The 13,180-nt window shown below is 36.1% G+C and carries 13 protein-coding genes; 1 reads left to right on the plus strand and 12 read right to left on the minus strand.

Annotation, left to right across the window (positions count from 1 at the left end; genetic code table 11):
* The first annotated feature begins 445 nt into the window (after window positions 1-445).
* Window positions 446-1,834, plus strand: coding sequence for an ISNCY family transposase (locus HMPREF1135_RS04685; RefSeq protein ID WP_034242916.1), 1,389 nt, complete (start codon window positions 446-448; stop codon window positions 1,832-1,834).
* Between the two features lie 160 nt (window positions 1,835-1,994).
* Here HMPREF1135_RS04685 and HMPREF1135_RS04690 read toward each other — a convergent pair whose 3' ends face one another.
* From HMPREF1135_RS04690 to HMPREF1135_RS04745, 12 genes are all read right to left on the minus strand, one after another.
* Window positions 1,995-3,023 (minus strand): RNA ligase family protein, encoded by a 1,029-nt coding sequence (locus HMPREF1135_RS04690; RefSeq protein ID WP_007592543.1) that lies wholly within the window; start codon window positions 3,021-3,023, stop codon window positions 1,995-1,997.
* A 66-nt stretch (window positions 3,024-3,089) separates the two neighbouring features.
* Window positions 3,090-3,953 (minus strand): N-acetylglucosamine kinase, encoded by an 864-nt coding sequence (locus tag HMPREF1135_RS04695; RefSeq protein WP_007592550.1) that lies wholly within the window; start codon window positions 3,951-3,953, stop codon window positions 3,090-3,092.
* On the minus strand, window positions 3,954-5,051 hold the full coding sequence (locus HMPREF1135_RS04700; RefSeq protein WP_007592551.1) for a DUF871 domain-containing protein: 1,098 nt from the start codon (window positions 5,049-5,051) through the stop codon (window positions 3,954-3,956).
* Window positions 5,052-5,080: 29 nt separating this feature from the next.
* The gene (locus tag HMPREF1135_RS04705; RefSeq protein ID WP_007592554.1) at window positions 5,081-6,427 is read right to left on the minus strand and encodes a PTS sugar transporter subunit IIC; all 1,347 of its coding nucleotides are present in this window, start codon (window positions 6,425-6,427) and stop codon (window positions 5,081-5,083) included.
* A 1-nt stretch (window position 6,428) separates the two neighbouring features.
* The gene (locus HMPREF1135_RS04710) at window positions 6,429-6,740 is read right to left on the minus strand and encodes a PTS sugar transporter subunit IIB (RefSeq protein WP_007592556.1); all 312 of its coding nucleotides are present in this window, start codon (window positions 6,738-6,740) and stop codon (window positions 6,429-6,431) included.
* A gap of 71 nt (window positions 6,741-6,811) precedes the next feature.
* Window positions 6,812-7,726, minus strand: a complete 915-nt coding sequence (murQ, locus tag HMPREF1135_RS04715) for an N-acetylmuramic acid 6-phosphate etherase (RefSeq protein WP_007592558.1) — start codon at window positions 7,724-7,726, stop codon at window positions 6,812-6,814.
* Window positions 7,713-9,158: a glycoside hydrolase family 1 protein gene (locus HMPREF1135_RS04720; RefSeq protein ID WP_007592560.1), complete on the minus strand. Its 1,446-nt coding sequence runs from the start codon at window positions 9,156-9,158 to the stop codon at window positions 7,713-7,715. The genes murQ and HMPREF1135_RS04720 overlap by 14 nt, the downstream gene beginning before the upstream one ends.
* A gap of 21 nt (window positions 9,159-9,179) precedes the next feature.
* Entirely contained in the window at window positions 9,180-10,022 is an 843-nt protein-coding gene (locus tag HMPREF1135_RS04725) for a MurR/RpiR family transcriptional regulator (protein ID WP_007592563.1), read from the minus strand.
* 38 nt (window positions 10,023-10,060) lie between these two features.
* On the minus strand, window positions 10,061-10,411 hold the full coding sequence (locus HMPREF1135_RS04730) for a PTS lactose/cellobiose transporter subunit IIA (RefSeq protein ID WP_007592565.1): 351 nt from the start codon (window positions 10,409-10,411) through the stop codon (window positions 10,061-10,063).
* Between the two features lie 120 nt (window positions 10,412-10,531).
* Entirely contained in the window at window positions 10,532-11,107 is a 576-nt protein-coding gene (locus tag HMPREF1135_RS04735; RefSeq protein ID WP_034243368.1) for a GNAT family N-acetyltransferase, read from the minus strand.
* Window positions 11,100-11,792, minus strand: coding sequence for a potassium channel family protein (locus HMPREF1135_RS04740; protein WP_007592570.1), 693 nt, complete (start codon window positions 11,790-11,792; stop codon window positions 11,100-11,102). The genes HMPREF1135_RS04735 and HMPREF1135_RS04740 overlap by 8 nt, the downstream gene beginning before the upstream one ends.
* 19 nt (window positions 11,793-11,811) lie before the next feature.
* Window positions 11,812-13,152, minus strand: a complete 1,341-nt coding sequence (locus tag HMPREF1135_RS04745) for a TrkH family potassium uptake protein (protein WP_034242918.1) — start codon at window positions 13,150-13,152, stop codon at window positions 11,812-11,814.
* Window positions 13,153-13,180: the final 28 nt, after the last annotated feature.

Consider the following 13,180-nt stretch of genomic DNA (forward strand, 5'->3'; position numbering starts at 1 on the left):
ATTTTCAGGGTTGTGTGTACTGTTTAATCTTAAATTATCAAGGTTCGTTTGCTTTGCTGTTTGAAACAGCTTAGCTATTATATCAAGCTCATTTTATCTTGTCAATAACTTTTTAAAAGTTTTTTCAGATTATTTAGAGCTCTTTTTGCTCTTTTCAAGCAACTCAGATATAATACCATCAATTCAACATCTTGTCAACAACAATTTAAATTATTTTTAAGTTATTATGATGTTCGAATTAAGTTCCCTGCAAAAGCAGTGTACTAATTATACTTTTTCATATCTCAAAAGTCAAGCGACTTTTTCAAAAAAACTCAAAAAATATAAGCCATATATGATAAAGTCCCATTATACCACAAATAAAAATGTCCCACTTATGGTAGAATACTATTTTGTATATTCTAACACTAGGAGGGACTGACTTATCAGAAAGGTTATTTTATCAATGGATGAACAAAGAAAGTACGAGGTTATTAAAGGTCTGGTAGATCACCCAGATACAGCTAATAAGGATAGAGCTGCTCTTATCCTAGGATGCACCAAGAGGCATATAAACCGTATGATACAAGGCTATATTAAAGATGGTAAAGCATTCTTTATTCATGGTAACAGAGGTAAGAAGCCGGTTACCACCATCCACCCTGATATCAGAAGTCAGGTTCTTGATCTATACAGAACTAAATACTACGAGGCTAACTTTGAACACTATACAGAGCTTCTAAAAAAGCATGAGGGCATAAGCATCTCTTCTTCCTCTGTAATGAGTATTTTGGAGTCTGAGTACATTCTATCTCCAAAGGCTACAAAAGCCAAACGTAGACGCATTAGGCAAACACTAAGAGCCAAGAAGGAAGCTGCAACGTCAAAAAAGGAATTATCACAGATACAGGCTAACTTAGTAGCAGTTGAAGATGCTCACAGTCGTCGTCCAAGATGTGCTTATTTCGGTGAATTGCTTCAGATGGATGCAACCCCTTATGAATGGGTGCCGGGACAGATATGGCATCTACATTTAGCCATTGATGATGCCTCAGGTGCTGTTACCGGTGCATGGTTTGATACTCAGGAGACCCTTAACGGCTACTACCATGTGTTTAAACAAATTCTTACCGATTATGGTATCCCATATAAGTTTCTTACCGATAAACGTACTGTATTTACTTACAAGAAAAAAGGTGCCTTATCTGACGACAATGACACCTATACACAGTTCGCTTACGCCTGCAAGCAACTTGGTACACAAATTGAATCAAGCAGCGTACCACAGGCCAAAGGACGCATAGAACGATTGAATCAAACCTTACAGTCACGCCTGCCTATTGAGTTTAGACTCGCAGGCGTAACCGACATCAATAATGCCAATGAATTCCTTCACTCCTACATAAAGGAATTCAATGAGAAGTTCTCACTTCCACTTCATGGTATCAAATCTGTCTTTGAAACGCAACCGTCTAAAGAAAAAATAAATCTTACTTTAGCGGTTTTGACTGAGAGAACTGTTGATGCCGGACATGCGATTCAATTTAAAAAGAAATTTTATAAGATGATAGATCATAAGGGAGTGCAAATCCATTATCGAAAAGGTACCAAGGTTATGCTTATCAAGGCATTTGATAGCTCTATGTTTGCGTGCGTAAATGACAAGGATATTTATGCACTAGAAGAAATACCGGCACATGAACACAAGTCTAAGGACTTGGACGCTGACTACAGACAACCTAAACCTAGAAAGCCTTATATTCCTCCAATGAACCATCCTTGGAGATTAGAGGCCTTTAATAAATTTGCACATTCACAGCCACACAGAATTGAAGACGACTTAAAAAGCGCATAATAAAAGCCCCTTTGTGGGGGCTTATAAATTAATTATTTTGGGACATAATCATTTATGCTTGACAGCGACTTTTTCAAAAAAACTCAAAAAAACAGCTACAGTTTCGAACTCATTTTTACATCCTAAACTGTAGCCCTCTCAATTTTATTAAAGTATTTTACTACTCTTTCAATAGATAATCATTATTTATAACTTTCATAGACAGCGGACCTGCTATGGTATTTGAATACACAGTTTCAACCGGTCTTATTACGATACCTTCCTTATTCTTCCCTGAAGTGTACTTTCCCTTTGCCCTTTCCAAAAGTTCATCAACGCTTTTGTACTTAAACTCTTCTTCCACTTCCTCAACAGGCACCATATTTAAACCAAGAAGCTTACATATCTCCTCGGTCTTATACATAGAAAGCCTTGTATTAGTTTTCATATCTGTTATCGTAAATACATACCACTCAGGTGTTTTCAGATTAAGTCTGTTTTTTTGAATACCCGGTCCGCAAAATTCACCCTGAATTGCTATATCGTCAAGATTATTTTCTTTTAATCTCTCTTCTATTCTATGTTCATGTGCATATTTCCACATATCACATTTATCATCATCTGCATATTCATAGTTTCTTCCGCATACACCGAAATGATCACCGCTCTTATACATGGTTACACTGCACCCGTCCATTTTAGTACTAATGTAATATCCCTTTACAGATTTAAACTCATCTATTAACTCAGGATATGACTGTACTCTAAGCTCGTCGGTTTTTGATATTTCACTTGGAAACTCTGCAATAACTGTACCGTCATTGCTTACTCTCTCCTCTATCTCCCATTTCCTTATTCCAAGAAGTTCGGTTACATCATCACCTATTTCATATTTACCTTCAGGAAGTATTTCTAAAGGTTGTACCAAACCCTGTGATATCTGTCCTCTGAATTTCATGGTTTTCAGCCTGAATCCGGCACCCATTATTTCATTCTCTTTAAAGCTGCTTGCTCGGAGGAATTCAAAACGTTCACATACGGGAAGGAATGAATCCACTTCCATATATACACATTTATCACCTATACTGAATTGACCTTTGTTAGCTACACATTGCCATCCCAATACATGTACACATTCTATCTTTTCAGCGCCCTCTATAGGCGTGATATTATGTACATACTGTATGGATGCCAGTTTTCTTTTTCCCATTTTTCACCTCAACAAAATATATTATTTTCTTTATACTCATTATAGCAAAAATATTTTCACTTTTCACTATACCTGTAGTATACTCCCCTTTTCAGGTGGAAATATCGGTGAAACAATATCAATATCCGGATTCATTTCCTTTATCTGTTCCATTATAAACTCAGACTTAAAGACTCCTCCTATATAGCTTAACTTTATTTTATTTTCAAATTTTTCACTCAATGCTTTTATATGTAAAGTTATTTCTCTTGCCGCTTTTTCAAAAATATTCTTAATATTTTCACAGCTGTAGATATATTTTGATGCCTCAGCCGCCAGAGATGCTATACGCTCTCTTGTGAAATCGCTTGTTGCTATATCATTAACACTGTTCATCTTAAAATATTCAAGTACCAGATCATATATCTTGCTTTTTTTATTTCTGCCGTCGGATTCTTTTAAGGCTGCTGAAATAATCTCTTTTCCTATACTGTATGCACTGCCCTCGTCGCCGTATCTGTATCCGAATCCGCCACACCTGTATGTATTATCACCTATCTTTGCAAGCCCTATACTTCCTGTACCTGCAATTATAAGTATTCCGTCATCTCCTCCAAGTGCGCCGAGCATTGCGGCGTAGGCATCAGAATAAAGCCTGAACTCTTCAAATACCGATGAAAACTCATCCTCAAGCTTTTTTCTGTAATCCTTATTTATACCGTATCCTCCAAGACCTGCTCCCACCTTCAAATCATAATCACAGTCTTTTATATTAATAAGCAGCTTTTCTCTGGCTTCGGTAAGAATAGTTACCGCTTCTTTAAAACTTGTCTGTGCAGGGTGGATTGTAGGCATTAAAACAGATGCAATACTGTTTTTATTACTGTCAAACAGTATAAAATTTGTCTTTGTTCCACCACCGTCTATTCCGATGTAATAAGTATTTTTCATCTATACTTCCTTTGATTCCTTCATTGCAAACTTCTGCCAAGGCCTTATATAATCAAGCAAGAACAACTCATCTTTATCAATATGCCCGACTACAGAGCTCATTCCCGAATTTTCCATATCACTTAGAGCAATCTGCAGTTCTCCCGCATAATGACCGTAAAGTGAGCTTTCAATTATAATATCACCTCTTTTTATAGGTGCAGGATTTATCACTTCAAACTTTTCACCCTTATACTTTACCCTTGAAGCTGTCGATCTGATAAAATTGTCCGATTTGTCGCCTCTGTTAAAATGCATTTCTTTTAAAACTATAGTTCTTTCAAGTATGGGAAGTTCAGGCAAAAGTTTTACATCAAAACATACTCTGTCAAGAGGAATATTTTTTAACTTTTCAATTTCCTCGTCTGTCGGATAGCAATTTGAAATAATGATGTCATCGATGTCATCCATAGCAATCATGTGCTTTAGTTGCTTATCAATACTCATATTTCTGTGCATTTCCAAAGTCGGAAGGCCGAAGTCGGTAGGCCATGGACCAAACGATCCTTCACTTCTTGTGGTAATAAATGCCGCAGTATTCAGACCGTATTTTTTAAATCTTTTTGTACAGCTTTTAAAGAAATCAAGTCCGAGTCCGCTGTAATTATGCGGATAAAAATTATGACAGCCGTATAGATTGTATCTGTTAGGTTCATAATTCATTATTGTATCAATAGTTGAAACATCATTTGACATATTAATTTCTATCTTCAAATCGTATTCGTTAAAAGTCATAACAGACTCTTCCAGTCCGCTAAACCCCAGATCAAGTCTAAGTCCGTCTGCTCCTATTTCTTTAAAGAAAGCAAGATCCTTATATGATATTCCCAGTTTATCAAAAACTGACGGTGATACATCAACTATTATTTCAAACCCAAGTCTCTTTGCATAAAGATTTATCTTACTGAAATCATGTATTATCTCTTCTTTTGATTTATTCACTGATAAAAGACATGAGAAAATACGAGAAAAGCCGGAAAATCCGGCTTTCTTAATATATTCAATAATATTTTCCACACTGTCTTTTTCAGGATAAATTGATATCCCAAGTCTACGCATAACTCTCCTTTATATTATTACGTAAAATATTATGCAGCAACATCACTTTCTTCCTGCTTCTTTAAATCGGCATCATACTTGTTAAAGAACGGAAGATAAATAAGTATTGAAAGAATTATCAAAAGTACATTTAATATAAGTGCTCTGATATCTCCGTTTGTTGCAAGGAATGCACCTATAGGTCCCGGCAAAGTCCATGGTGCTGACGCCACCACCCTGTTTACAAGTCCAAGCTCGGTTGCTATCCATGCAATTATAGCACAAATAATCGGATTTAAAACAAAAGGTATCAAAAGAACAGGGTTAAGGATTATAGGACATCCGAAAATCATCGGTTCATTGATATTAAATAGCGCCGGTACAAAAGCTACCTTTCCAAGTGTCTTGCCATACTGTGATTTTGATCTGAATAAAAGTAAGATTGCAAGTCCTATAGTTGTTCCTGAACCTCCGATATATATAAACCACTGATAGAAAGGCTCAGGAGCAATATTCGGAATAGCCATTCCTGCTGCAAGCGCATTTGAATTCTGCTCAAGAAGCATAAGCCATATAGGTCTTGTAACACTACCTACCACGCTGCTTCCGTGTATACCGAAGCACCAGAAGAATGAATCAAGGAATGTAAGCAAAAGTACTGAAGGAAGTGTATCCGCAACATGTACTATAGGTCTTATAACTGAACCTACAATACCGTGAACATTTATTCCAAGCCACATACATATGGTTGAAACTATAAGCAGAATAATAACGGTAGGTGTAAGTGCTTCAAAACTTCTTGCAACAGATTCCGGAACCTGCTCAGGCATTCTGATTTTAAAGCCTGATTTTTGTGTAAATCTATAGATTTCTACCGCAAAGAATGCTGAAAGAATACCTACAAACATTCCGTCGGATCCGATATATGACATTCCAAGATGCCAACCGCTTGGTATTGCCTTAATATAATCTGCCAAAGCCTGATTGTTTGCGGCAAGGCTTTGAATTTCTTCACTTGCCTCAGGAAGTGATACCGGTACGACTGTCAAAAGGAATGTCAATTCTGAAAGAATAGCTCCTGAAAGTCCGTCCAAATCATAGCTCTTTGACAATGAAAATCCTATTCCGAATACTGCATACAATGTCATAATATACATTGCCATACGATATGGAAGAAGAATTCTGCCCGCATTTGCTTTTATAAACTGTGCAATTCCCCAAGATGCAGGCATTTGATTCGGCAAGAATGCAATTACAAGAAAAAGTGAGCTTACAATTACTATAGGCAAAGTGGCAATAATACCGTCTCTTACAGCTCTTAAATGTCTTTGTTCACTGAGCTTTGCCATCGGTGTACTTAGATTTTTGTCTAAAAATGCAGCAATATTATCAAACATTTTAATTACCTCCTGTTAATCCCTTCATCTGTGTATAAAGCTTAGGTCCACCAAGAGGTGAATAAGCCATAGGTTCGATTAATGCACATGGAATATTCTGTGCATCTGCCGCAGCCTTGATATTATCAAATCTGTGGCGAATCTGTGGCGCAACCATCACACAATTCCAACCGTTCTTTACCTCGTCATCAACAGCCTGAGTTCCTATTGCAAGAACTTCAATCGTTTCACCATGCTTTTCGGCCTCTTTTTTCAAGGCATTTACGGCAATGGTTGATGACATACCGCCCGAACAAACAAATAATACCTTCATATATTACCTTCTTTCTAAACCCGATTTTGTATGAAATCGAATTTTAATATTTTTTAAATAAATATTTTCAATCACCTGTTATTTTTAAGCAATTTCTTTATCGTTGCACTGACATCAAGATTATTATTTTCCAAAGTTTCCTTAGCCTCATCGGCACTCACAGATGCAATTCCCATAACTATGGCAACTTTGACATCATACCCTGATTCTTCCAAAAGCTTTTTTGAGATATCCTTATCTATTCCTGTAGCTTCACTTACTATATTCAAAGCCCTTACTCTCAGCTTTTCATTGGTTGTAGCCACATCTACCATAAGGTTTTGATATACCTTGCCTATCTTTACCATTGTAGTTGTGGAAATCATATTAAGGACCATCTTTTGTGCCGTACCGGCTTTCATTCTGGTTGAACCGGTTATCGCCTCGGCTCCTACAACCACTTCTATTTTTGCATCCGCATAATCGGATATCCCGGCTCCCTGTACACAGCTGATAGCTACCGTTTTACTGCCCAGACTTCTTGCATATTCAAGACCTCCTATTACATAAGGAGTTCTACCGCTTGCTGCAAGTCCTACCAAAGTATCCCTCTCGTCAAGTTTAAGTTCCTTTAAATCATTAACGGCAAGTTCTTTGGAATCTTCCGCACCTTCAACAGCTTTTCTCATGGCCTTGTCACCCCCTGCCATGATTCCTATCACCATATCAAAAGGTACTCCGTAAGTCGGCGGACATTCACTGGCATCAAGTATTCCAAGTCTGCCGGATGTACCGGCACCGATATAAATAAGTCTGCCGCCTCTTTTTATACTTTGTACTGCAAAGTCCACTGCCTTTCCTATTTCCGGAATAACAGGCTCCACACAGTCTGCAACTTTTTTATCCTCTTGATTTATTTTCTCAATGATTTCTACTGTGGAAAGTTCGTCAAGATTCATCGTGTTAATATTTCTTTTTTCAGTATCCAATCTATCAAGACTTAACACTTTCTCTCTCCTTTTCTATATAATCCTTGTAGAATTCAAAACTTTTCTTTTTATATCTTTTATAGCTTCCGTTTCCAAGATTGTCGGCATCGACATATACTACACCGTATCTCTTACTCATTTCCAAAGAACCGGCCGATACAATATCTATAATTCCCCAGAGCAAATATGCCAGACATTCCACTCCGTCATCGATTGCCAGCTTTATCTGTTCAAAATGATCTTTCAGATATTCTATTCTGTAATCGTCATTTATAATATTGCCTTCCAACAGTGCATCATTGTATCCGAAACTGTTTTCGGTAATCATTACAGGCTTTTTGTATCTGTCATAAATCTTATTCATGGAAATTCTTATTCCGACAGGATCAATCTGCCAACCCCATTCATTTGCTTTTAAATAAGGATTCTTTGTACTCACAACAAGATTTCCGGCTGTTTTTTCCATCTCTTCCGATGCACATACATTTGACTGGTAATATGAAAATCCTACAAAATCCGCCGTATTATTTCTTAACAGTTCTTCATCTCCCGGTAGAAACTCCACTTTCACATTATTATCTCTGAAATACTTCTTCATATAATACGGATACTCTCCACCGGCCAATACATCTGTAAAGAACCATTGATTCACCTGTTCATATTGAAGGGTCTTTAACTGATCGAACGGATTACATGAATATCCGTAATAGCAAAAACAGGCGGCCATACATCCGAAACTTGCATCAAGCATTTTTCTTCCAAGCTCAATTACCTTTGCGGAAGCTATAAACTGATTGTGCAATCCTGCAAATATATCATTTAAATCATATCCGCTTCCCTCTTTGTTTTCATCTCTGAGAAGTCCAAGTCCGTTGAAAGGACTGAAAAAGCCGGTGTTTATCTCATTGAAAGGTACTACATAGTCCAAGTACTTTCCAAATCTTTCAAATATTACTTTTGCATATTTTAAATACAAATCGACAAGCTTTCTGTTCTTCCATCCACCGTATTTTTCAACCAATGCAAGAGGTAGCGCATAATGTGTAAGACTAAGATATATCTTAATACCCTTTTCTTTTAATTTTTTAAGAATATCCCCGTACATATTAAGAGCATCTTCATTCGGTTTCTCTTCTTCACCTGTCGGAAAAATTCTGGACCAAGCAACGGAAATCCTGTATATATCTATCCCAAGTTCAGATAAATATTCTATATCTTCATTAATATGTGCAAGTCCTTCACTTCCCTTTCTTCCCGGGAAAAAGTCACCATCTTTAGGATTTTTCGCTCTTTCTATATCGGCTTTTGTCAGAAGTCTTGTAGAGGTAGTCGCATTATCTGTCCTTTTTATATATCTTCTGCAGTCTTGAGTATCCATACCCTTATTAAAAAGAGTAAATCCTCCTTCATATTGACTTGAGGCACTTGCGCCTCCCCATAGCATTCTCATTTTTCACTTCCTTAAACAAAATCAATCTCTAAGTTTCTTTATCAAATCTCTTGTAGCTTCAATATCTTCAAGAACTTCAGGATAATGTCTGTGTGATATTGCAAGATAAATCATATCCAATAAGGTAAGCGTGGTATTACGACTTGAAATTGCTCCAAGTCTCAATTCTCTCTCATCATGCGGAACACGAAGAGTTATATCACAGATTTTAGACAATTCATTCTTGCCGAAACAACAAATACCTATTGTCTTCGCCCCTGCCCTTTTTGCAATTTCAGCTACCAAAACGGTTTCCTTTGTATTTCCGCTATAACTTATACAAACACAGGCATCTTCTTTTTTTATAAAGTTCAAATTAACAAGCTGTAAATGTATATCATTATTAAATACAACATCCTTACCTATTCTTGAAAGCTTATAATTTATATCGTAACAAACTATACCGCTGGCTCCTACTCCGAACAGATATATTTTCCTTGCATTATCTATTGCATCTATCGCCTCTTCAATAAGACTTATATCCATCAGAGCATAAAGTTTTTCAATACTCCTAATAAGATTTATTTTGTTTTTTTCTATAATATCTTCAAGTTCGTCTTCAGGATGTATTATCTCATCGCCTGTATAATCTTTATCCGAATCCAAATCTGCAGCCAATGCCAGTTTCAGCTGTTGAATACCGTCAAATTCCAGACTTTTTACAAATCTTATAACTGTAGCCGGTGATGTGCCCGTTATTGCCGCAATTGATTGTGTACTTAGATTTATAGCATCTTTATAATTATCTATAAAATAATCCGCCACTCTCTGTTCCGACTTGGTCAGTTTTGAATATTCCTCTTTGATTTGCAATACTATATCCAATGTATTACCTCCAAATTTTATGGAACTCCCAATCACTTTTATATTTTCTTTTTTATTTCTTCTATTTCCGTCTTAAGATCGGCTATTGTTTTATAGAGTAAGATCATCTCCTCAGCCAATTCCTCAGCTACATTCGCCATTGTAAGATGGTCTTGTGAATGTATAAGAATAATATTTACAGGAACCTGCTCACCTCCGGCTTCCTTTGCAATCATATCTGTCTGTAATTCATGAGCTTGTAAAAGTCTTTGATTAGCCTCTTTAAGCTTTTCATTTGCAGATTCAAAGTCGCCCTTTCTTGCATCACAGATGGCATCCATTGAATATCCCTTACTGTCCCCTGCTGTAGCAATTATTTCAAAAGAAATCTGATAATCTTCTTCTCTCATAAAACTCCTATCATTCGCAACTTATAAAATATTATTTCAGTAAATATTTTATTTTATGGAATATTATTTCTAAGTTCATTTAACCATATTCATATGTTTTTGTCAATGAAATATTAATAATTAAAGTATATAATCTGTCTCCTCAAACCTCAAAAACTCCTTAATCTCCCCATGCTCTCCTATTATCTTCTCCATCCAGACCATATGATACCATCTGCCGAATTTATGTCCGCAGTTTTCAAACTTTCCTACCATCCTGTATCCCATATGTTCATGAAACTGCGCACTGTTATTATTCAAATATTCATCCTCTTTATCCACATAACCGATACAGGAGTATAAATTTGTTATATTCTGTGCCTTTGCTATATCCTCCAAGACCGAGTATAATTTTTTGCCTATACCCATTTTCTTCTTATCAGGATTTAGGTATATGGTAGTCTCTGCACTTAATTCATAAGCTTTTCTTCCCACAAATGGATGAAGATATGCATATCCAAGTATTTCATCATTCTTTTGTGCCACAAGATACGGATAGTTTTTCAAAATATTTTCCATTCTGATTTTAAACTCTTTTACACTCGGTACCTCCGTTTCAAATGATATCGCCGTCTTATTGACATAATATGCATATATATTAAGCAATTCTTTTGCATCCTCAGGTTTTGCAAATCTAATAGAAATATCATCAATCATCATCTTCGGCCTCTTCTTCAGTTGTAAAATTGGTTGAATCAAAATGTAAGAATTTTTCCAAATATTTATTTGCTCCATAGACCATTATATCCTGATCCTTTTCAAACTTTATCTGTGGAGTAATAGTCATATACCAGTTATCACCTTTTTTAATTGCCATAATATTAACTTTATATTTTTTCCTTATATCCAGCTCCAATACAGTTTTTCCCTCCCAGCTTTTAGGCACCTTGCATTCAAAAATAGAATTTTCTCCGGGCAGCTCTATATAATTTGAAATATTGTTTGAACTGTATCTTATAGCAGTCCATTCAGCCAGTTGCCTTTCAGGGTAAACAACTTCGTTTGCACCGTTTCTTAAAAGAAATTTTGCTTGCGTATCTCTTGATGCTCTGGATACCACGTATTTTGCTCCACACTCACTAAGCAGTGATGTTGTTTCAAGTGAAGTTTGAAAATCATCACCTATTGCCACAAAGCAAGTGTCGAAATTGCCGACACCGATTGATTTTATAAATTCATTCTTTGTACTGTCACCGATCATTGAATTTAAAGTATATGGTAAAACCTGCTCTATACAGTCTTCATTTCTGTCAACAGCCATTACATCATATCCAAGTTCATATAATTTCTTACATAAATGACGCCCAAAACGCCCTACTCCTATTACCAAAAAACTCTTCATAATTCACCTCATATCAAATTTATCCAACTGCTACCTGCTCCTTAGGATATCTTGCATTTCCGTTATTCTTAGGAGTAACGGCAGCAAAGATAAGTGTTATACCGCCCACTCTTCCTATATACATCATACAGATCAACAATATCTTTGAAATAATTCCAAGATGTGGCGTAATACCTAAAGTCAGTCCTACCGTTGCAACAGCAGATGCACACTCAAACATTGTTTCTTTCAACGAAAATCCTTCTATTCCGCTTATAATCATTGATCCGGCTACAAATAATACAATGTCCAGTACAAATACCGCAACAGCATTCTTTATTATATCCGGTTCAATTCTTTTCTTAAATACCGCTACCTCTTTGTCCTGCTTTAAAACGGAGCACATTGTAGCAACTAAAATAAATACGGTGCTCATCTTGATACCGCCTGCAGTTGAACCTGATCCACCACCTATCAACATCAAAATAATCGTCATCGCTATACCGTTATCACTGAATTTCGTATAATCAATTGTGTTAAATCCTGCTGTTCTGGGTGTAACCGCTTGAAATACACTTGAAAGTATTCTTGTTTTAATTTCCAAACTGCTAAACTCTGTAAAGAAAAATAAAACAGACGGAAATATCACTAATACCACACTCATAACCAATACCATCTTTGTCTGAGTGGAATATCTTTTCATATCAAACTTGTAATTTATCATATCTTTCCATATGAGAAATCCCAATCCACCTATAAGTATCAAGAGCATTATACTAATATTTATCATTACATCCGATTGGTATTTTGTTAAAGATGAAAATTTACTCACATCTCCCATCAAATCAAATCCTGCATTGCAAAATGCAGATATAGAATGAAATATTGAATAGTATATTCCCTTTGTTACACCGAAATCTTTCATAAAACTTGGAAACATAAGGAGTGCACCGATCATTTCTATAATTATGGTTCCCTTAAATATAAAACTTGTAAGTTTTACAATACCTCCTATTTGTGGGGCCGACAAAGCACTTTGTAATGTTGCTCTGTCTCTAAGACCGATTTTTTTACCTGCAACTTGAGTAAATACAGTTATCATGGTAACAACTCCGAGTCCGCCACATTGTATCATAGCTATTATTATTATCTTACCGAATAATGACCAATGTGTAGCTGTATCATACACTATAAGTCCTGTAACACAGCTTGCACTGGTTGCGGTAAACAATGCATCTATAAACGGTGTAAAATCTCCGTTTCTTGATGAAATAGGCAGCGTTAAAATACTTGCGCCCAAAAAAATCATAATGATAAAACCTAATAATATAATTCTTGCACTGCTAAACTGATTTAAAACTTTTTTCCTTATTTCTTTCATTTTCTCTTACATAAAAATCCCCTACATT

It is taken from the genome of Lachnoanaerobaculum sp. OBRC5-5 (assembly GCF_000296385.1).
Classification (GTDB): Bacteria; Bacillota; Clostridia; order Lachnospirales; family Lachnospiraceae; genus Lachnoanaerobaculum.